Raw genomic sequence first — 20,204 nt, 5'->3', positions numbered from 1 at the left:
CCGTAGAACGGGATTGGGCGGATCATCCCATGATCCCCGTCAACCGGACGATCCAGTCCACCACCATATCCACCACCGGCAACAGCACCATCCCCAAGGGGCTGAAATCATAGCCCAGCTTCCCGGCGATGAAGGGGATCAGGAAAACGACGCCGATCAGGATGAACATGCCATAACGTTCCAGCCGCGCCAGCGGAAAGGCCAATGCGTCCGGCAGCAGCCCCACCGCCACCCGGCCCCCATCCAGCGGCGGCAGCGGGATCATGTTGAAACAGGCCAGCAACACATTGAACTGCAGGGAAATTGCCAGATTGCGCACGAACCATTGCGCCATGAAATCCGGCACCAGATTGGCGGTGTGCAGCAACAGGGCGGAAACCACCGCCAGCACGATATTCACCGCCGGCCCCGCCGCCGCCACCCAGACCATATCCCGGCGCGGATTGCGCAGATTGCGGAAATCCACCGGCACCGGCTTGGCCCAGCCAAACATGAAGCCCGTGGTGGCGAACATCACCAGCGGCAGGATAACGGTGCCCAGCGGATCAATATGGCGCAGCGGGTTGAGGCTCAGGCGCCCCTGCCGCTTGGCTGTATCATCCCCGAAATGCAGGGCGGCATAGCCGTGTGCCGCCTCGTGCAAGGTGATGGCCAGCAGCGCCGGCAAAGCCATGACGGAAATCTGCAGCAGGATGTTTTCAATATCGAGCATCGGCTCTCAAGCCATCCTTCCCGTCAACATGTCCGCCAAGGCCGCCCGCAAGGCTGTCGCCTCTTCCGCCGGGGGGATTGGCCGGCGCTCACCCTGTGCGCGGGCCCAACGCCTGTCCGCCACAGCGGTCAGCGGGGCCGCATGGGCCACGGCGTCGCGCATTTCGTCCATCTTGCCATTGCAGTGCAAGGCAATGTCGCAGCCGGCCGCCAGCACGGCGGCCGTGCGGTCACCGACGCTGCCGCTCAGCGCCTGCATGGAGAGATCATCGCTGAACAGCAGACCATCAAAACCAATGGCATCGCGCACGATCCGCCCGATCACCTGCGGCGACACGCTGGCCGGCCGATCGGGATCAATGGCCGTATAAACGACGTGCGCCACCATGGCCAGCGGCAGCCCGGCCAATGCCTTGAAGGGGGTAAAGTCCCAGGCATCCAGCTCCGCTAGTGGCGTGGTGACCACCGGCAGTTCCAGATGGCTGTCCGCAAAGGCCCGGCCATGGCCGGGCACATGCTTCACCACCGGCAACACACCGCCATCCAGCAAACCTTTCGCCTGTGCGGCCGCCAGTAAGGCCACCCGTGCCGGATCGCCGGCAAAGGCGCGGTCGCCGATCACATCATGTGCGCCCGGCACCGGCACATCGGCCACCGGCGCGCAATCCACATCAATCCCCAGATCGGACAGCATGGCGGCCAGCAGGCGACCATGCAGCCAGGCGGCGTGCGGGGCATCGTCCCCCAGCGCACCGATCCGGGCAGCGGCCGGCAATTCCGGCCAGTGCGGCGGGCGCAGCCGGGCCACCCGGCCGCCTTCCTGATCGATCAGCACCGGGGCATGGCGCCCCACGCTGTCGCGCAGGTCCGCCACCAGGGCCCGCACCTGTTCCGGCGTTTCGACATTGCGCCGGAACAGGATGAAGCCGAACGGGTCGGCATCGCGGAAGAACGCCTTCTCTTCCGGCAACAGCCGGGGACCGGCACAGCCCAGCACAAGGGCAAGCGGACGCTTAGCGGACAAGGACACACCCCGCCCCCTGGGCAGCCAGCGCCGTGCAAATCTGCTTGGCCCGCGCTTCATCCACCGGTCCACCCTGGATACGGTAGAAAATGCCCTTCGGTCCCAGATCCACCCGCACGGTGCGCATGGAAAGCCCACCCAGCTCACCGGGGAACTTGCGCTGCAGGCGCGACCATTCGGCAGCGGCCTTGCCCTCGCTATCCACGGCGGCCACCTGCAGACGTACAGAGCCGGTAGCGGCGGCTGTGGGCGCAGGAGCCGGTGCCGTGGTCGGCTTGGGCGCCGGCGGTGCGGCAACCGGCGCCTGTGCCACCTGCGGGGCCGGCTTGGGCGGCGTCGCCGATGCCGGGGGCACCAATTGTTGCGGCCGTGCCGTGGCTGTCGTCGCCGGTACACCAGCCGTATGGGCGGGCGGCACGGCACTCTGCTGCACCGGGGCCTGCGTCGGCTGGCTGGCCGGGGCCGTGGGCTTGTAACTGGGCTGCTGCGTCACCGGCTGTTGCGGTGGCGGCAACATGGGCTCTGGGGCTGCCGCATGGCGACCGCCGGCCAATTCCCCTTCGCCTTCTTCTGCCATCGGCATCATCGGCTCTTCTGCCGATGGCTCGGCCCCAGCGCGCGGGCGTTCCATCGGGGTTTCTGGTGGGGGCAGCAGCCGCTCCACCTCCCCCTCATCGCCATTGGCTGAGGGGTTCAGCCGGTCATAGACCAGCCGGTCCTGATGCGGTACTTCCAGCCCGCCCGGCTGTTCCGGCTTGACCTTGGTGGGGGAGGCATCGGCCCGCAGGATCGGGGCGACGCTCTCCGTACCCGCCCGCATCCCCTGATTATAGGCATAGAAGATGATGCCACCAAACACGACCAGACCACCGGCGACGATGGCCGCGTTAATGATGCCGCGCCGCTTTGCTGGCGGTTCGGCATAGGCCTGCTGATCATCATATTGGCCGTCATCATAGCCGTCATCGGCATAGACGGGGGGCTGCGGCTGCACGCGCGGCTGATAGGGATCGGGTGCCGGCGCGCGATATCCCGCTGTGGACGGCCCGCGTGCCGGCTCCACATAATCCGCCTCATACCCGGCATTCGGGTCATGGCTGGGCGGCGGCGGTGCCGGGGATGAATAATCGGCGCTTAGCGACGGTTCGGGCGGGCGCGGTGCGCCCCCCCGCCCGTGCCACGCCGGATCGGCCCGGAAATCAGCCCGCAAGCCCGATTGCGGACGCGGACGGCCCTGCCCCGCCGGATCGGCGGGATTGTGCAGACCGCCTTCTTCCTCATCGTCCTGGTAAGACATGGCTTCTTCGCCTCAGCGCATTTCCTTGACGGGCTCGACGCCCAGAATGTGCAGCCCGGCTGCAATGACCTGGGCGACAGCGGTGATCAGCGCCAAACGGGCGCGGGTCAGTTCCGCATCGCCTTCGATCAGGAAGCGCATGGATGCATCATCCTTGCCCTTGTTCCACAGCCCATGGAAGGCCGAGGCCAGATCATAGAGGTAGAAGGCAATCCGGTGCGGTTCATGCGCTTCCGCCGCCGCTTCCACCGTACGGGGGAAGGACTGCATCAGCTTGACCAGCGCCACTTCCTCATCCGCATCCAAACGCGACAGCGGGGCAGCGGCCAGCCCGGCGGCATCCAGCGCATAGCCCGCCTCTTCGGCGTGGCGCAGCACGGAATGGCAGCGTGCATGGGCATACTGCACATAGAAAACCGGATTTTCCTTGGACTTTTCCGTGACCTTGACCAGATCGAAATCCAGCGTCTGGTCATTGCGGCGGGTCAGCATGATGAAGCGGACGACACCCGCCCCCACTTCCTCGACAATGTCGCGCAGCGTGACGAAGCGACCGGCGCGCTTGGACATTTTCACCGGCTGGCCATCATCCAGCAGGTTGACCAGCTGGCAGATCTTCACATCCAGCGCGCCCTTGCCACCGGTGATGGCCGTGACAGCGGCCTGCATCCGCTTGACATAGCCACCGTGGTCAGCACCCAGCACGTCGATCAGCAGCTCGCCAGAGCGGCGGAACTTGTCATAGTGATAGGCGATGTCGTTGGCGAAATAGGTCCAGGAACCGTCCGACTTCTTCAGCGGCCGGTCCACATCGTCACCAAACTGGGTGGCGCGGAACAGGGTCTGCGGGCGCGGCTCCCAATCCTCGGGCTTCTTGCCCTTGGGCGGCTCCAGCACGCCGGTATAGATCAGGCCCTGATCTTCCAGCGCCTTCAGCGCCGTATCCACCGCACCGGCATCCACCACCGCCTTCTCGGACGAGAAGACGTCATGTTCGACGCCCAGCAGAACCAGATCCTGCTTGATCATCACCATCATGCGGGCAACGGTGAAGCTGCGGAAATAGGGCAGCCATTCGCCCTCCTCCGCCTGCAGCCAACGGTCGCCATCCTGATCCTTCAGGGCCTGACCGACCGGCTTCAGATAGTCACCGGGATACAGTCCTTCCGGGATCGTCACCGTCTCACCCAGCGCCTCGCGGTAGCGCAGATAGGCGGAACGGGCCAGCACATCCACCTGGGCGCCGGCATCATTGATGTAATATTCGCGCGTGACGTCATAGCCGACCTTGGCCAGCAGACGCGCCAGCACGTCGCCCACCACCGCGCCACGGGTGTGACCCACATGCATGGGGCCGGTGGGGTTGGCGGAAACGAATTCCACATTCACCCGGCGGCCGGCACCCAGCTTGCTTTCGCCATAGGCGTCCCCTGCCGTCAGGATGTCCGCCATGCGGGTCAGCCACCAGCCGGTATCAATGCGCAGATTGACGAAGCCGGGGCCGGCCACGCTGGCCTCCGTCACGGCATCCATGCCCTTCAGGCGGGCCACCAGTGCCTCGGCAATGGCGCGCGGCGGCTTGCCCGCCGGCTTGGCCAGCACCATCGCGGCATTGGTGGAGACATCGCCATGGCTGGCATCGCGCGGCGGCTCCACGGTGATTCGGGCGAAATCAAGCCCGGCCGGCAGTTCCCCCGCCGCCACCATCTGTTCCAGCGCCGTAACGATCTTGGCTTCGAAATCTTTGAAGACGTTCATTTTTCCAGGCTTGACTCAAGGTCCGGGCAGATTGCCCACGGCCCGGCGCCAAGGCACCGGTACGGGGTCATCATGGCACCCTACACCGATCATCCCGCAACGCACAGTGTGCAGATATGAAGGGCGGGAATGTGGCAGAAGTGGTTAGGCAGGGCTGAGGCGATCAGGGGCAGAAACCTACCCCGCAATCAATTGCGCCTGCCGGATGGCGAAACGGTCGGTCATGCCGGCAATGTAATCCAGCAGCGCCCGCACCCAGCCGGCCCGATCATAGGGGATGCGGCGGATGCCCGGCACCGTTTCCAGCAGGGAGGCGAAGCGGCGCGGCAATTCCCCGTTGGGTCCAATCGCTTCGCGCGCCAGCATCGCCTCCCCATAGGCTTCCAGCAGGATGGTGATGGTGCGGGCGGCGACAATATCGGTCTCGCAACGCTGCTGGCCGCGATAGATGCGGGTATAGCTGACCTCCGAAATCTCCTTCAGGGCGTCCTTGCGCTCAATCATGTTCAGCAGCGGGCCGACCGGCTTACCCTGCATGATGTCGGCCAGCTTTTCCTGAAAGGCCAGCCCGGCATCATGCACCAGCCGGTCAATGGCGCGGGCGCGCAGATAGATCAGACGCCGGTCCTCATCATCAATGGCATTATATTCCTGCCGGTCCCATTCGATCAGCGGTTCCAGCAACTCCTCCGCATCGGCGAAGGACAGCATCCGCATCTTCACCGCATCTTCGATATCCACGACGGAGTAACAGGCATCGTCCGCCGCCTCCACCAGATAGGCCAGCGGGTGGCGGCACCAGGCGTCGCGCCCGATGGGGATCAGGCCCAGTTCACTGGCCACATCGGCCATGAAGCCGGTCTCGCTGCCGAAGAAACCATATTTACGCTTATGCGGCCGCACCTCATCGGCACTTGCCGGCGCACTCCACGGATATTTGCCATAGGCCCCCAACGTGGCGGCGGTCAGCTGCAGCCCGCCACTGGCGCGCCAGCCCTGCAGGCGCGTCAGAACCCGGAAGCCCTGGGCATTGCCCTCAAAATTGCGCAGCTCGCTGCATTGCTGGCCATCCAGCCCATCCTGGATGCGCTGGCCCAGGGGGGCGCTGCGGAACCAGTCGGAGATGATATCTTCGCCCGTATGGGCAAAGCAGGGCGTGCCCAGATCATGCGCCAGGGCAGCGGCAGCCACCACATTGCCAATATCGAAGGCGGTGGCCGGCACGGCATCCTGGCCATAGCGCCCGATGATTTCCGCCCCCGCCCAACTTCCCAGCGACCGGCCCACCCGGGCCGCCTCCATCGAATGGGTCAGGCGGGATCGCACATAGTCCGAGCCGCCAATGCCATGCACCTGCTGCTTGTCGGACAGGCGGCGGAAGCTGGTGGAAAAGGTGATGCGGTCGATATCAATCTCAAAGGCGCTGCGGTAAGGCAGTTCCGGGGCAAGCCCTTCCTTGGCCAGACGCTGGCGGGAAAGAAGCTGGTTCCAGCGCATCATTCTGGGCGCCCTCCGTGTTATGATGCCGACCGCTTTGACGGATGGCTGTTCGGCGCTTACATAGGGTGCAAGCGTTTGTCCAGACGTTAACGGATCAAGGATCGCCTGCCATGTCGATTTTGTCGGAAAACCAGTCCGATACCCCTGCCGGCCGGGTGATGAGCCTGACGGCCAGCGCCGCCGCCCGCATCGCCAAGCTGGCCACACTGGAGGGTAACCCCGACCAGATGTTGCGCCTGACCGTCTCCGGCGGCGGCTGTTCGGGCTTCCAATATGGTTTCAGCTTCGACACCGCCGTGAATGAGGATGACCACCTGTTCGCCCGCGACAATGCCAAGATGGTGGTGGATGACACCTCGCTCGACCTCCTGGCCGGGGCGGAAATAGATTATGTCGAAGACCTGATGGGCAGCTATTTCAAGGTCAACAACCCCAATGCCGCCTCCTCCTGCGGCTGCGGCGCCTCATTCTCTGTTTGATTTTCTGGCCGAAAGACCTACCCCGTGAAGATCGCCACCTGGAACGTCAATTCCGTCAAGGCCCGTCTGCCGAACGTCACCGACTGGCTGGCCGCTACCAGCCCGGATGTGGTGCTGTTCCAGGAAATCAAATGCGAGACGCCGAACTTCCCCGCCGCCGCGTTTCAGGAACTGGGCTACCACGTCCAGGCGGTGGGGCAGAAAAGCTATAATGGCGTCGCCCTGCTCTCCAGACAGCAGGCGGAGGACATTATCACCCGGCTGCCGGGGGAGCCGGAGGATGAGCAGGCCCGCTATGTGGAGGCCACCATCGCCGGGGTGCGCATCGCCAGCCTGTATCTGCCCAACGGCAACCCGGTGGATACGGAGAAGTACCCCTACAAGCTGCGCTGGATGGAGCGGCTGCGGCTTCATGCGCGCGACCTGCTGGCCCGCGAAATACCGGTGGTGCTGGGCGGTGATTATAATGTCATCCCGGCGGCCATGGATGTCTATGACCCCATCGGCTGGGCCGATGATGCCCTGTTCCGCCAGGACACACGGCTGAAATTCCAGGAAATCCTGGCTTTGGGCTATACGGAGGCGTTCCGCGCCCTGCATCCGGGCTTAGCCCGCGCCTATAGCTTCTGGGATTATCAGGCCGGCGCCTGGCCGCGCGACAAGGGCCTGCGCATTGACCATTTCCTGCTCTCCCCCCAGGCCGCTGACCGGCTGGTGGCGTGTGAGATCGACCGGGAACCGCGCGGGCGGGAGAAGGCGTCCGACCATACGCCGGTGATCCTGGAATTGCGGGACTGAGCCCAAGGAACAGACCCATGCCCCATCCCCGCTCCGCCCCCTTCCTGCTGGCCCTGTCCCTGCTGGCCGGTGGCTGCACCACCCCGGCGCCCCCAGCCGCCCCCAAGCCCGGCTGGGCCCTGGCTGTGCACGGCGGGGCCGGGGTGATGGATCGGGAAACCATGTCGGCAGAGACGGAGGCAACCTATCGCGCCGCCCTTCAGGCGGCCCTGAATCGGGGTACCGCCGTGCTGGACAAGGGTGGTTCCGCCCTGGATGCGGTGGAAGCCGTGGTACGCGGGCTGGAGGATGATCCGCTGTTCAATGCCGGGCGCGGTGCCGTCTTCACCGCCGACGGCCGGAACGAGCTGGATGCCGCCATCATGGATGGCGGCACGCTGAAGGCCGGGGCAGTAGCCGGCATTACCGGCATCCGCAACCCGATCACGCTGGCCCGCGCGGTGATGGAACAATCACCCCATGTGATGATGATCGGCCAGGGGGCGGAGCGGTTTGGCGCGGAAAAAAGCGTGGAGAAGGCCGATCCTTCCTGGTTCTTCACCGAGAAACGCTGGCAATCGCTGAAAAAGACGCTGACGGAACGCGGGCTGCCCATTCCCCCGCGCCCACCGGGTGTGGGGCCGGAGCCGGTGCCGCTGGCCCAAGGGGACGGGTTGCCGGAAGACCGCAAGTTCGGCACGGTCGGGGTGGTGGCCCGCGACCGGGCCGGCCATGTCGCCGCCGGCACCTCCACCGGTGGCACCACGGCCAAGCTGTGGGGTCGGGTGGGCGACAGCCCGATCATCGGGGCCGGCACCTATGCCGATGATAAATCCTGTGCGGTGTCCGGTACCGGCACGGGGGAATATTTCATCCGCCTCGGCGTGGCGCGGGAGGTGTGCAATCTGGTCGGGTACGGTGGCAAAAGCCTGCAGCAGGCCGCCGATGCGGTGATCCAGAAACAACTGACGGCCCTGGGCGGGGATGGCGGGGTGATTGCCGTTGCCGCCGATGGTACCCTGGCCTGGAGCTTCAATACATCCGGCATGTACCGGGCCATGGCGGCAGAGGGGCAGAAACCCGTGGTTGCCATTTTCAAGGGCGAACCGTGAAACAAAAAACCCGGCACCATGGATCGGTGCCGGGTTTTTTATTTGAGCAAGCGCCCGGTGGCGGTCACTGAATCCAGTGGAACAGCCGGTCGAACCAGCCGCCGCCAGGGCAGACAAGGCCCGGTTCCTCGTTGCAGCCGCGCCGGGCGAAGGCAACCATGGAGACACGGCCCAGCACACGCTCAATCGGCACATAGCCGACCTGATTCAGGTAACGGCTATCCTGGGAATTGTCGCGGTTGTCACCCATCAGGAAGACATGGCCCGCCGGCACGACATAGACCTGCGTATTGTCATCGCGGCCATTATCGCTCTGCTCCAGGATCAGATGTTCGCGGCCACCCGGCAGCGTCTCCTTATATTCGGTGACGGAGACGACGAAGCCGCTATTGTCGCGGTAGGAATAGTCGCGCAGCTTTTCGCGCGGCACCATCTCCCCGTTAATGTGCAGGCGGCCGCCGATCACCTGAATACGGTCGCCCGGCAGGCCGATGACCCGCTTCACATAATCTTCCTCGATCCGCGGGATGCGGGCGACGACCACGTCGCCGCGTTCCGGCATCAGGTCGGGAAAGCGCCCTTCGCCGAACGGCAGCGGCACGAAGGAGGTGGAGAAGCGGCTATAGCCATAGGCATATTTGGCCGCATAGAACTGGTCCCCCACCTTCAAGGTCGGCAACATGCTTTCCGAAGGAACATGGAAACCGGCGAAGAGAAAAGTGTTGGTGGTGAAATAGAAGATGGCGACAAAGCCGATCAGCCCCGCCCATTCACGGATCAACGCGCGCAACGCGGATACTCCCTTCGCTTTGAAAAGCGTCGTCACCATGCCTGTCGGCCCCTGCCCGGTCAATCACCGGAAGGGCCGACAAGGATTTCAAAATTTTAATCTTGGGTTTCCGCTTCTACCGGTTCGGCGGCGGCTTCGTCCGCCGTCTCCGCCACATCGGCGCGGCGTTCCAGCACGGCGGCGAAGAAGCCGTCCGTATCATGCTGGGCCGGGGTCAGGCGCAGCATCGGCGTGGTGACCGGCGGCTTGCCCCAGGCTTCGGGCCAGGCATCGGCCACCGGCACCAGGGTGAAATCAGGATGGCTGGCCAGAAACGCCTCCACCTGATGTTCATTTTCCTCCGGCAGCAGGGAACAGGTGGCATAGATCACCCGCCCGCCGGGCCGGGCCAGCCGGGCGGCGCTGTCCAGAATGCTGGCTTGCAGCGGCATCAGCTCCGTCAGCCCCGGCCCCAGTGGGCGCCAGCGGGCATCCGGGTTGCGCCGCCAGGTGCCGGTGCCGGAACAGGGGGCGTCGATCACCACCCGGTCGAACTTGCCCTTATGGCGCTTCACCCAGGGGTCGCGCTCATTCTTAAGCGCGCGGGTTTCGATATTATGCAGCCCGGCGCGGCGGAACCGCTCCTTGGCGCGTTCCAGCCGGCCGGCCAGCACGTCGCTGGCGATCACCCGGCCCTTATTTTCCATCATGGCGGCGATGGCCAGCGTCTTGCCACCGGCCCCGGCGCAGAAATCCACCACCTGCATTCCGGGCTTGGCATCGGCCAGGAAGGCAACCAGCTGGGAGCCTTCATCCTGGATTTCGATCAGGCCGTTCTTATAGATATCCATCGCCATCACCGGGGCGCGGGTGGCCAGCCGCACACCCACGGGCGACAGCGGCGTTTCCACCGCCTTGTAACCGGCATCCACCAGCGCCTTCAGCGCGTCGGCGCGGGTACCCTTCACCGGGTTGGTGCGCAGGTCCAGCGGGGCTTCCCCCAGCATGGCCACCATTTCCGCCAGGAAGCGCTCGCCAAAGGCGGCGCGCATCGGGCCGGCGGCCCAATCCGGCACCTCCCCCTGCACTTCCTCCGTCTGGGACGGGTGGTCCAGCGTATGGGTGTCCAGCGCGCGGATCAGCTTGCGTTCCCGATCCGACAGCGGGGCGGGTGCGAATTTGGCACCGTTGAACAGGCCGGCCACGGCATCGGCGGTGCGCCCGCCGGCCAGGATGCAATCGGCCAGCACCAGGGCGCGGGGATCGGGCATATGGTTCACCCGTTCCAGCCACCAATGCAGCCGCGCCCAGCGCCGCATCACGCCATAGACCGTCTGTGCGATGTCCGCCCTGTCCTTGGCACCAATATAGCGACGGGCACGGAAAAAGGCGCTGGTGACGGCATCGGCGGGGCGCGGCGTGTCCATCACCTCGGCAAGCAGATCGACGGCGGTGGCCAGACGGGCGGCGGGTGTCATGGGGGCAGTATTCCTGGCAACAGGCCCTGGGGGCCAAAGCGCGGGACTATAAGGGTGGCAGCCATACCGCCACAAGTGCCGGCCCGCGATGGCTGCCCCGATCAAGTTCGCAAAAGAGAGTTCCATTTTTCAGGATGATATTCCATATTGCAAGAAACCAATAGATCGGGGATGTGAAACGTGATGAAGGCCAAGAAATTTGCTGCCCTGGCGCTGGGCTCCCTGCTGCTGACCGGCCCGGCGCTGGCGGAAGGCAAGATCTTCATCGCCGGCGACAGCACAGCGGCCAGCTACAAGCCCGACCGCTTCCCGCAGATGGGCTGGGGCATGGTGCTGAAATGCAGCCTGGACGCCAGCCAGAACGTGGTAAATCGCGCCATGGGCGGGCGTTCCACCAAGACCTTTATCGGGGAAGGACGGTTCGACGCCATCGCCAAGGATATTTCCACCGGCGATACGCTGTTGATCCAGTTCGGCCATAATGACGCCAATGACAAGAAGCCGGAACGCTATACGCCCATCCCGGAATTCAAGACCAATCTGCTGCGCTTCATCGCCATGGCGCGGGAAAAGGGGGCGACACCGGTATTGATCACCCCGGTCGCCATTCGCCGCTTTGATGAGAAGGGCGCCATCGGCGAAAGCCTGACGCCCTATGCCAATGCCACGCGGGAGGTGGCGTACGCCACCGCCACCCCATTGGTCGACCTGAATTATGACAGCCGCGTCTATATGCAGAAACGGGGCGTTGAGCCGTCAAAAGCCTATTATCTGCACTATCCCAAGGAGGCCGGTTACAAACAATGGCCCGACGGGGTGAGCGATGACGTGCATTTCAGCGAAAAGGGCGCCCGCGCCGTCGCCGCACTGGTGGCGGGCCGGCTGAAAGCTTTGGGCCTGCCGGTGTCAACCCATGTGACACCGTTGAGCCCCGATGATCCGGCGGTGTTGGGCAATGATGCCTGTGCAGCATCTTGAAGCTTTAAGAAGCTACCCAGAGAATCTTTACGCTTTTCCAATCCCTTAACCGTCATTCCCGCGAAGGCGGGAATCCATACGACAGTGCGGATTTTGGATTCCCGCCTTCGCGGGAATGACGGTGGTGAGAGGACGAAACTTCAAAAATACGACCTTTCGGGACAGATACTTACCGGCGGGTATCGGGGAATACCGGCTCCACCCCCGCCGGTGCCGGGCGATAGGTCATCTTGTGGCCGGGCTTCCACTGCCCGCCATCCAGATATTCCGACGAGACATTCATGCTGCCCCCCGCGTCCAGCACAGAGACGGAGCGGACGCGGGTAATGGTGGGATGGCCGCTCACCGCCTCTTCCGCCACCAGCCGGCCCGGCGCTTCCGCCACCATGGTGCCCTGGGTGTGGAAGCCGGCGGTGGTGAAATAATGATAGATCAGGCTGTTGCTGGCCTTGTCCCAGAAGATCATCGTCTCCCCGCCATAGGGGGCACTGGTCAAAGCATGGGTGGTGCGGATCGCCTTGCCACCCAAGGCCCAGTCCCAGCGGGTGACATCCACCATTGGCTTGCCATCCGGCCCTGATCCTTCCCCCCGCCAGACCTTACCGACGAACGGTGCCAGGGCCGCATAGGGGTCGGGTTCCGCGGCACGGATAGCGGTGATTGCCGTCAATCCGACGGCAATGGTGACAAGCAATGCCCTGATATGAATCCGCATGGCGCTTCCCCTCCCCCGATGTCCAGATCGGGAAAGGGTCGCGCCATGGGGGGACGGCGTCAAGCCGTTGGCATAAAGCAATCAGCCGAAGAAGCCGATCCGCTGGATCATCGCGTTGCCGGTACGGCGGATCAACTCATACAGGGAGGCTATGGGTTTGAAGATGTGCTGGTTTTCCTGGCTGTAATCCTGGCTCTCATCGCTGACATAGGTGGCGACCTCGCCAAACCCTTCATCGACGGTCGTGTCCGCCCGGGCCGGGAAGATGCGGGCCAGTTGTTCCAGCGCCCATGGCACATCCAGATGCAGCAGGCGCGTCACAAGAACCTGGTTGGTGATGTTATGCTGGCTGGAGAATTCCGGGATATGGATGGCGTGCTTGTAAATCTGGTGCGTCAGCGCCAAGCGGACGCCATGCAGCAGGCTGAGATGGCGGTCCAGATCGGGGTTAGGCGCCGGGGCCGCCCCTGCCCGTTCCAGATTCTGCAACAGCACGCCATAATCCCGGTACAGCTTGCGGAAGATGCGGATCAGGCGCTGATGCGTCGGCGTATCTTCCAGCACGGCGGCGATGCGGCGCATTTCCTCCGCTTCGGCCACATTCTCCGTCCGCGCGGCGCGGGTCAGCCAATGGCCAGGGTCCAGCGTGTCGACATAGGCCTTCAGCGCATCGGCGTTGGAGACACCGACGCCATAGACCACCATGCCAATCAGTTCCCGGAACCGGGGTGAGGTGGCATAGAGGCGGCGGAACTGGTCGGGGTTGCGGTCAATCGCCTCCCCCACGCCGGACAGCACATTGGCCGCCAGCCCCAGCTGCAACAGGATGGCATTGTGCGGGATGGCGCGGAACTGGCCGGCCATGGTCTGGGCGGAAGCATCGGGGGCGCTGTCGTGCTGGCGCTTGATGGCGCGGCTGCCGCTGGGGAACAGCAGGTTGGTGCCAAAGGCGGCCAGCAGCTCACCATAATTCGGGTCTTCCACCAGACTGACCTGGAAGGCCTTCACCGTGGTGAAGAATTCGCGGATATAATCCCCCTCGGCATAGAACACATCATGTTCCAGGTCCGGCTTGGCCGTGCCGATCATATATTCCAGGATACGGGTGACCACGGCCAGGGCACCGGCCGGCGTGACGAAATAAAGATAACCGTCACCACCCTGGAAGCTGACCTCCTGCTTGAACTCCACCCCATGCTTGGCGGCAAAGGCCAGCGTCGCCGGCGGGCTGACATAGGCCAGCCGGTTGGTCAGGCTGGCCGGGTGGCCGCCGCGACCGATGCTTTCGCCATGGGTGTCGAAGATCACCAGTTGCACGCCCGACAGGGCATGGCGGTTGAACAGGCGCATGATGCGCAGGCGCAGGCGTTCAATACTGGCGGCGGCCGGTGTCTGGCCCAGATAACGGCCGGCATCGGAATAGCCCATCTGCACGCACAACCGGCCGCGCTTCTTCACATAATCGCGGTAATGCGGGTTTTCCAGCAACTGTTCGATGACGCGGCTGCCCACCTCCAGCGCCTTTTCCGTCTCGAACAGGGGGGAGATATCCACCCGGTCATCCACGCCGAACAGGCGGGCAAAGTACAGTGCCGACAGCACGGTGAAGGCGCTTTCCGATTCCGCGATCAGGAAGCGGATCGGCACGCGGGCATCGGAATATTTCAACATCTGCGCCACCACCATGAACAGGCGCTTGGCGCTGGTACGTTCGGCGATGATGCTGCCGAAATTGATCGATACCGGCTGCACCTTGTCCAGCAGCTCGGTCAGGGAATTCAGATAGGACTGACGGTAGCGCGGATCATCCGCCGCCGTTTCCAGCCCCACCGCCTTACGGATGGCGTTATGCACCTGGGTGCTGTTCAGGCGGACATGGGTATGGGCCATGCCCAGACCAAAGGCGGACAGTTCAGCCCGCAATACGGCCAGATCCTCCACCACCGGGATGGCATCATCCCCCTCCACCGACGCGGCAAGCCGGATGGCGCGATCAACGAAACCGATAGCCTCCCCCGCATCGACCAGCCGCAGCGGCAGCCCTTCATGCATCCGCTTGGCGATGCGGCGCAGATGTTCCACATCCTGGGCTTCCGACCCGCCAAAGGCGGCGATCTCATCCGTCACCTGATTCAAGGCCAGGGCCAGCCGGCTTTCGATCAGAGCGAGCGTATGGCGCAAATCCTCCAGCGCCGGGACGCGGCCGCGAATATCCCGCAGCATCACCAGATAATGGTTCAACTGGCGCTGCTGCACCACCAGCCGCTTATGCAGCGTGTCGGACCAGCGGATATCGGAACGGCCATCCAGGTCATAGCCAACCCAGCTCGCCACGGTCAGCAGGCGCGGGGTCAGTTCCGTCCAGCGGTCCGGATAGGTGCGGCGGCCGACGCGCAGCACGGCGCGATAGAGCGTGCGGATGGCCGTCTGGATATTGGCAATGGCATCCAGCGACAGCTCATGCTCCCGCGTCAGGCTCATATCCTCCGGCGCATGGTCGGAGGCGGCGACGCGGCGGATCAGCGCGTCGCGCGCCTCCGCCGTCAGCTTGCGGCCGGTGGCATCGTAGCCGGTGGCCAGACAGGTCAGCGCCGTCATCATGGCGCCGGACAGGTTGAAGGTCGGGTGCGCGGTGATGACGATGCCAAACACCTCCCTCTGCACCAGCTTCTGGAATTCCTCAAACGACAAAGCCGGGCCGCCATTGCCGGCGGCGACCGTTTCCAGCAATCCTTCCAGCCGGGAGGCATTGGTATCCAGCCCCGCCTCACCCAGATAATTGGAAAGGCGAGCGGCGCGGGCCAGGAACCCTTCGCTGGAGAGGTAATGGATCAACTGCTCCAGGGCACCGGGCGACAATTCACCGGCCTGCAGGCGACGGGAGATATCCAGCGCCAGCAGCATGACCGGGTTAGCGAACGGGTCATGCCCGGCCTCGGCCGAAAAACGGTCGAACTGGGCCAGCAGATCGGCGGCCAACGCCCTTGCATCCAGCCCCTTGGGGGGGGTGTAACGTGCCTGTTTGGTGGACAGCAACGGCCCTTTGCCAGTGGTGGTCGCCAGGGTTTCCAGATCGGAGGGGGCGGCAGCTTTGGGCATCGTCGGGTCCAGCGGCATCGGAGCGTTTCCGTTATCGGTGAGGGCGCCATCTTACTGCGGCGCAGCGTCACAGGGTGAGGTAACGGCGTTACCTCTGTCAACGCCAGATTAGGTAACGCCGACATATTCGATCCGCAATGCAAGCTTATTTGATACGATGCGTTGTTTGTAACACAGCACCCTTACATAATTGGTCGCCCAAGGGGTTCGCGGATGCACAAAGCTGATCGGCCGGCACCAGCAGCAATGGCGGATAGGGCGCGTGATCAGGCACGCGCGCTGGATTTGCTTGCCCGGAATGAAACCCACGGCCTGCCGCCGGATGGGCGGGTGGACCGGATCGACACCCATGCGGCCGCCGTCTTTCTGGCCGGGGATCGGGCCTATAAGCTGAAACGCGCCGTCACCTTCCCCTTCTTCGATTACAGCAGTTTGTCACAGCGTTTATCGGCCTGCGAGGCGGAAGTGGCGCTTAATCGCCGCACCGCACCAACGCTGTATCTGGGGGTCGGCGGGCTGGTGGCGGACGGGGCCGGCGGCTTCCGGCTGGTGGCGGATGCGCCGGTGGCAGCCGATGGCGGGCCGGCAGATGGCGTGCTGGATTATGTCATCACCATGCGCCGCTTTCCGCAGGAAATGCTGCTGGACCGCATGGCCGCCGAAGGCCGCCTGACACCCGCCATCATGCGGCGGCTGGCGGAGGGCATTGCCCAGTTCCATGAGGCCGCCGAACCCCGCCCCAGCGCACCCGGGGCGGAGGAAATGACCGATCTGGTGGAAACCAATGCGCGGGAGATGCTCCGCCACGGCCTGTTTGAGCGAGGACGGGTGGAAGCACTGCTGCACCAGTCGCTGGCGGTGCTGGGCACCCAGGCGGAATTGATCAACCGGCGGCGGGATGCCGGCTATATCCGCCACTGCCATGGCGATCTGCACCTGCGCAACATCGTGCTGCTGGATGGGGAGCCGGTGCCGTTCGATTGTGTGGAATTTGGTGACCGCATCGCCGTCACCGACACGCTCTATGATCTGGCTTTCCTGCTGATGGATCTGGAACATCGGCGGCTGCGCGCCCTCGCCAATATCCTGTTCAACCGCTATCTGGAGTTGACGGGCGATCTGGCCGGACTGTCGCTGCTACCTTTGTTCATGTCGGTGCGGGCGGCCATCCGGGCGCATTTGACCGCGGCGGCCGTGGCGGGACAGGCCGATGCGGTAAAGGCCCAGGGTCTGCGCGCAGAAGCGCAGAGCTATCTGGAACTGGCCTCCCGCCTGCTGTCCCCGCCAGCGGCGCAACTGGTCGCCATTGGCGGCCTGTCCGGTACGGGGAAAAGCACGCTGGCCCGCGCGCTGGCCCCCGGCATCGGCCCGGCACCGGGGGCGGTGATCCTGCGGTCTGACGTGCTGCGCAAGAAGCTGGCCGGCTGTGGAGAGCTGCAGCCGCTGCCCAAGGAATTTTATGGGCCCGCTCATACCGACCGCACCTATGCCGAACTGGCCGGTCAGGCCGGGCTGGTGCTGGATGGGCGCCATGCGGTGATCTGCGATGCCGTCTATGCCAAAACGGAGCAGCGCCATGCACTGGAATCGGTGGCCAGGGCGGCCGGAGCGCCCTTTACCGGCCTGTGGCTGGTGGCCGATCAGGCCATCCAGGTGGACCGGGTCAGGCGGCGGCGCGACGATGCCTCTGATGCTGACGCCGATATCGTACGCCGGCAGGCTGCCTATGATTTGGGCGACATGCGCTGGGAGGTGATCCCCGCCAATGGCAGCGAGGCCGATACCGCTGCCATCGCCCGGCGTCATGTCGAAAGCGCGCGGCGCTGACCTGTTTCCATGAAGGGGACGCGGAGCGCCCCCTTCCCCGTCGATGTTATGATGAACAGCAAGCGTGAAGGGGCTGATCCAGGTCAATGCCGGCGGTTGCAATCCGTCCTATGCCCATAACCATGGTATCGCCCAACAATGCGAAAGGGAAACCCGCCATGGCCTACCGCAAGATCCTCAGCGTGCTGACCGGCGCCGACAATGACGCCGCCGCCCTGGCGACGGCTTTCAGTCTGGTCGCCGCCGCCAAGGGCAATGTCAGTGCCCTGTTCCTGCGTCACGATCCGCGCGACGCCATGCCGATGATCGGCGAAGGCATGACCGGCTCCATGATCCAGGACGTGATGAAGTCGCTGGAAGAAGAAAACGCCGTCCGGGGTGATCAGGCCTATCAGCATTTCAAGACCGCCAGCAACGCTGCCGGTGCTGCGGAATGCGCTCGCGCGCCGGGGCCGGACAAGGTCAGTGCCTGCTGGCGGGAAGTGGATGGCGTGACGGAGGATGTGCTAACCGGAGCCACCCGCATTTCCGACGCCGCCGTCTTCCCGCCGCTCAGCAAGGAACTGCGCACCGCCGTACTGGCGGGGATGGAAGCGGTACTGCTGGAAGGCGGGCGGCCGGTGATTGTCTCCACCGCCAACCCGCCTGCCACCCTGGGCCGCAAGGTTGCCATCGCCTGGAATGGCCGGGTGCAGGCGTCGCGCGCCGTGGCGCTGGCCATGCCGGTGCTGCAAACGGCGGAGGAAGTGCATATCCTCACCGTCGGCACGCCCAAGACGGATGCGGAGGGCGGGCATCAGCTGCAGGAATATCTGGCTTGGCACGGCATCCCCTCGGCGCATCACCGGCTGACGGCCAAGGGCACCACGGTGGCCGGCTGCATCCTGGCGCAATGCCGGGACGTGGGTGCCGACATGCTGGTGATGGGCGGCTATGGCCATTCCCGTCTGCGCGAACTGATCCTGGGGGGTGTCACCAAGGACATGCTGGATCAGAATGAACTGACGCTGCTGATGGCGCATTGAGGTTTTAGCCGTTCACCCCTTTGGCCGGTCAGTGAAACGGGCGGCCAAGGGGGTGAAGGCGGCCCACAAGGCGGGCACCGGGGCCAGGGCGGCATGGCCCTGGCGGCGCATGGCATCACCGGCTGCCCCATAGCCCAGCTTGTCCAGCATGGCGGCACCGGCCGCGGCCCCCGCTGCGGCCTTCAACGGCACCAGCAGCGCATCCACCATATCCAGCAGCGGCCGCACCCGGCCCGCCGGCCAGACGGCACGGCAATAATCCAGGGCATAACGCAGATATTTCATCCGCCGCGCCAGTCTGGCCGCCTGTTCCAGGCTGGGCACCTGGCGCGGGTCCTGCATGCTGCCGACTCGCAGCGCCTTTTCAATCCGCTTGGCCAGCAGCGGCCCGGCCATCTCATCCATCATGGTGCCGAAGGGGCAGCCATGGGGCTGGCGGGTCCATTCCCCCTCCTCCAGCCATTGCGCAAAATCCAATTGCCACGCCGTCCATTCCGGTGCGTTCAACAAGTGGCGCACCCGGCCCAGCGCCTTGGCGCGGGCCTGCGATACCGCCCCCAAAGCCGGCCGGCGCTGATCAGGTTCCAGATTCGCCAATGCCAGGGCCAGCCGCTGCCATGCGCGGGCCTTTTCCAACAGCTTGGCATGGCTGCGCAATTCCCGGCGCAGCGCGTCGCCGCGATCGGTATGAATCAGCCGGCGGAACAGCCCATAGCCGGCATCCAGCCGTCGTGTCGCCGCCGCCAGTTCCCGCAAGGCCAGCGCGTCGCCGGTGCCATCCTCTGTCACCAGCGCTTCCTGATTATCCAGCAGATGCGCCAGACCATTGCGCATGACATGGCGGAACGCCTCCGTCACCGTGGTGATCGGCGTGATGGCCAGGGGCCGGGCTGGCGCCGGGCCGGGCCGGGCCCCTGTCACCAGCGCAAGGCCGATATCGGCCTTGCTGCGGGTGGACAGGCGCAGCGGCACCCTGCCATGCAGCGCGGCGGCCAGCCGGAACAGGTCGGCAATGCTGCCGCGCTTCAGCTCCAGTTCCACCTCGCTGATGATGCGGTGGGCTTGCCCGCCGGCCGCTGCCCCCGTATCGCGGGACAGGGCCAGCGCCTGCCCCAGGTCCAGCGCCATTTCCACCTCCACCCCATTCCCCAAATGCAGCGGAATCAGGGTGCGCTGGATATCGGTGCTGAAAATGCCGGCCAGCCGTTCTGTGACAGCAGGCGGAATCATCTCTTCCAGACCGTTGCCGCGCAACAGGGTGAAATCCGGCTGGTCGCCGGGTACCGGCCATTCCCATTCCCGGCGGACGGCGACACCGGCGCCGTCCGCCGTGCCGCGCAGCCCCAGGGTCTTCACCGCCTGGGTGCGCAGGCTGCCCCGGCGGCGCACCCTTAACGCCAGCCCGCGCCGGGCAAGGCCGAGGTCTGGCGTATCATAATATGTCGTATAGTCGCGCCCGCGCTGCACCTCCCCCTTCAACATGGCGCGCACCAGCGCCAGATCGGCGATCCGTCCCAGGTCGGCCGGGGCCGCCAGCAGCTTGATCTCGATCTCCTGCCCGCCACCGGGCCGGGCTCGCGGCACCGACTGGTTGGCAGGGGGTGGGATGGGGGCTTTGCTCAGGCCATTCACGCGCCGGCAGTTCCTATGAGAAA

The 20,204-nt window shown here is 64.8% G+C and carries 16 protein-coding genes; 6 read left to right on the top strand and 10 right to left on the bottom strand.

Annotation, left to right across the window (positions count from 1 at the left end):
* Nucleotides 1-22: 22 nt before the first annotated feature.
* The 5 genes from GE253_RS08050 to dgt form a co-directional block, all read right to left on the bottom strand.
* Entirely contained in the window at nucleotides 23-712 is a 690-nt protein-coding gene (locus tag GE253_RS08050; protein ID WP_153203613.1) for a site-2 protease family protein, read from the bottom strand.
* 6 nt (nucleotides 713-718) lie between these two features.
* Nucleotides 719-1,735: a beta-N-acetylhexosaminidase gene (nagZ, locus tag GE253_RS08045; RefSeq protein WP_247878551.1), complete on the bottom strand. Its 1,017-nt coding sequence runs from the start codon at nucleotides 1,733-1,735 to the stop codon at nucleotides 719-721.
* Nucleotides 1,725-3,032, bottom strand: coding sequence for an SPOR domain-containing protein (locus tag GE253_RS08040; protein ID WP_153203611.1), 1,308 nt, complete (start codon nucleotides 3,030-3,032; stop codon nucleotides 1,725-1,727). The genes nagZ and GE253_RS08040 overlap by 11 nt, the downstream gene beginning before the upstream one ends.
* A 12-nt stretch (nucleotides 3,033-3,044) precedes the next feature.
* Nucleotides 3,045-4,790, bottom strand: a complete 1,746-nt coding sequence (gene argS / locus GE253_RS08035) for an arginine--tRNA ligase (protein ID WP_089289661.1) — start codon at nucleotides 4,788-4,790, stop codon at nucleotides 3,045-3,047.
* Between the two features lie 177 nt (nucleotides 4,791-4,967).
* A complete protein-coding gene (gene dgt / locus GE253_RS08030; protein WP_153203610.1) occupies nucleotides 4,968-6,290 on the bottom strand; it encodes a dGTP triphosphohydrolase in 1,323 nt (440 codons plus the stop codon).
* Between the two features lie 110 nt (nucleotides 6,291-6,400).
* Here dgt and erpA point away from each other — a divergent pair, with 110 nt between their 5' ends.
* Genes erpA through GE253_RS08015 form a run of 3 tightly spaced genes read left to right on the top strand, consistent with a single transcriptional unit; the run spans nucleotide 6,401 to nucleotide 8,658 of the window.
* Nucleotides 6,401-6,769 carry an iron-sulfur cluster insertion protein ErpA gene (gene erpA / locus GE253_RS08025; RefSeq protein WP_153203609.1) on the top strand — a complete coding sequence of 123 codons (369 nt, stop codon included), beginning with the start codon at nucleotides 6,401-6,403 and terminating at the stop codon, nucleotides 6,767-6,769.
* 24 nt (nucleotides 6,770-6,793) lie between these two features.
* Nucleotides 6,794-7,567, top strand: a complete 774-nt coding sequence (gene xth, locus GE253_RS08020) for an exodeoxyribonuclease III (RefSeq protein ID WP_348770793.1) — start codon at nucleotides 6,794-6,796, stop codon at nucleotides 7,565-7,567.
* 17 nt (nucleotides 7,568-7,584) lie between these two features.
* Nucleotides 7,585-8,658, top strand: coding sequence for an isoaspartyl peptidase/L-asparaginase (locus GE253_RS08015; protein WP_153203608.1), 1,074 nt, complete (start codon nucleotides 7,585-7,587; stop codon nucleotides 8,656-8,658).
* A 64-nt stretch (nucleotides 8,659-8,722) separates the two neighbouring features.
* Here the strand turns inward: GE253_RS08015 and lepB are convergent, their stop codons facing one another.
* Entirely contained in the window at nucleotides 8,723-9,448 is a 726-nt protein-coding gene (gene lepB / locus GE253_RS08010) for a signal peptidase I (protein WP_211101388.1), read from the bottom strand.
* A gap of 95 nt (nucleotides 9,449-9,543) precedes the next feature.
* Entirely contained in the window at nucleotides 9,544-10,905 is a 1,362-nt protein-coding gene (locus GE253_RS08005; RefSeq protein ID WP_153203606.1) for an RsmB/NOP family class I SAM-dependent RNA methyltransferase, read from the bottom strand.
* A 183-nt stretch (nucleotides 10,906-11,088) separates the two neighbouring features.
* On the opposite strand from GE253_RS08005, the gene GE253_RS08000 reads away from it, so the two are divergent.
* Entirely contained in the window at nucleotides 11,089-11,883 is a 795-nt protein-coding gene (locus GE253_RS08000) for a rhamnogalacturonan acetylesterase (protein WP_153203605.1), read from the top strand.
* 169 nt (nucleotides 11,884-12,052) lie between these two features.
* On the opposite strand, the gene GE253_RS07995 is transcribed toward GE253_RS08000, so the two are convergent.
* Nucleotides 12,053-12,598, bottom strand: coding sequence for a hypothetical protein (locus GE253_RS07995; protein ID WP_153203604.1), 546 nt, complete (start codon nucleotides 12,596-12,598; stop codon nucleotides 12,053-12,055).
* Between the two features lie 81 nt (nucleotides 12,599-12,679).
* Complete coding sequence (locus GE253_RS07990) at nucleotides 12,680-15,715, bottom strand: phosphoenolpyruvate carboxylase (protein ID WP_153203603.1); 3,036 nt, start codon at nucleotides 15,713-15,715, stop codon at nucleotides 12,680-12,682.
* A 195-nt stretch (nucleotides 15,716-15,910) separates the two neighbouring features.
* Here GE253_RS07990 and GE253_RS07985 point away from each other — a divergent pair, with 195 nt between their 5' ends.
* A complete protein-coding gene (locus GE253_RS07985) occupies nucleotides 15,911-17,524 on the top strand; it encodes an AAA family ATPase (protein WP_247878550.1) in 1,614 nt (537 codons plus the stop codon).
* 158 nt (nucleotides 17,525-17,682) lie between these two features.
* Entirely contained in the window at nucleotides 17,683-18,549 is an 867-nt protein-coding gene (locus GE253_RS07980; RefSeq protein ID WP_153203602.1) for a universal stress protein, read from the top strand.
* A gap of 12 nt (nucleotides 18,550-18,561) precedes the next feature.
* On the opposite strand, the gene GE253_RS07975 is transcribed toward GE253_RS07980, so the two are convergent.
* On the bottom strand, nucleotides 18,562-20,181 hold the full coding sequence (locus GE253_RS07975) for a CYTH and CHAD domain-containing protein (protein ID WP_153203601.1): 1,620 nt from the start codon (nucleotides 20,179-20,181) through the stop codon (nucleotides 18,562-18,564).
* Between the last annotated feature and the right edge of the window lie 23 nt (nucleotides 20,182-20,204).

It is taken from the genome of Niveispirillum sp. SYP-B3756, assembly GCF_009495745.1.
Lineage (GTDB): Bacteria > Pseudomonadota > Alphaproteobacteria > Azospirillales > Azospirillaceae > Niveispirillum.
The sequence above is the reverse complement of the archived record's forward strand: the minus strand, read 5'-3'. Positions and strand labels throughout refer to the sequence as shown.

What these genes read in the sequence shown, in the direction of transcription:
- GE253_RS08005 (WP_153203606.1), bottom strand. Translation starts at nt 10,905, where the DNA reads ATGACACCCGCCGCCCGTCTGGCCACCGCCGTCGATCTGCTTGCCGAG.
- GE253_RS08050 (WP_153203613.1), bottom strand. Translation starts at nt 712, where the DNA reads ATGCTCGATATTGAAAACATCCTGCTGCAGATTTCCGTCATGGCTTTG.
- GE253_RS07990 (WP_153203603.1), bottom strand. Translation starts at nt 15,715, where the DNA reads ATGCCGCTGGACCCGACGATGCCCAAAGCTGCCGCCCCCTCCGATCTG.
- GE253_RS08000 (WP_153203605.1), top strand. Translation starts at nt 11,089, where the DNA reads ATGAAGGCCAAGAAATTTGCTGCCCTGGCGCTGGGCTCCCTGCTGCTG.
- erpA (WP_153203609.1), top strand. Translation starts at nt 6,401, where the DNA reads ATGTCGATTTTGTCGGAAAACCAGTCCGATACCCCTGCCGGCCGGGTG.
- GE253_RS07985 (WP_247878550.1), top strand. Translation starts at nt 15,911, where the DNA reads ATGCACAAAGCTGATCGGCCGGCACCAGCAGCAATGGCGGATAGGGCG.
- GE253_RS08040 (WP_153203611.1), bottom strand. Translation starts at nt 3,032, where the DNA reads ATGTCTTACCAGGACGATGAGGAAGAAGGCGGTCTGCACAATCCCGCC.
- dgt (WP_153203610.1), bottom strand. Translation starts at nt 6,290, where the DNA reads ATGATGCGCTGGAACCAGCTTCTTTCCCGCCAGCGTCTGGCCAAGGAA.
- GE253_RS07995 (WP_153203604.1), bottom strand. Translation starts at nt 12,598, where the DNA reads ATGCGGATTCATATCAGGGCATTGCTTGTCACCATTGCCGTCGGATTG.
- GE253_RS07980 (WP_153203602.1), top strand. Translation starts at nt 17,683, where the DNA reads ATGGCCTACCGCAAGATCCTCAGCGTGCTGACCGGCGCCGACAATGAC.
- GE253_RS08015 (WP_153203608.1), top strand. Translation starts at nt 7,585, where the DNA reads ATGCCCCATCCCCGCTCCGCCCCCTTCCTGCTGGCCCTGTCCCTGCTG.
- argS (WP_089289661.1), bottom strand. Translation starts at nt 4,790, where the DNA reads ATGAACGTCTTCAAAGATTTCGAAGCCAAGATCGTTACGGCGCTGGAA.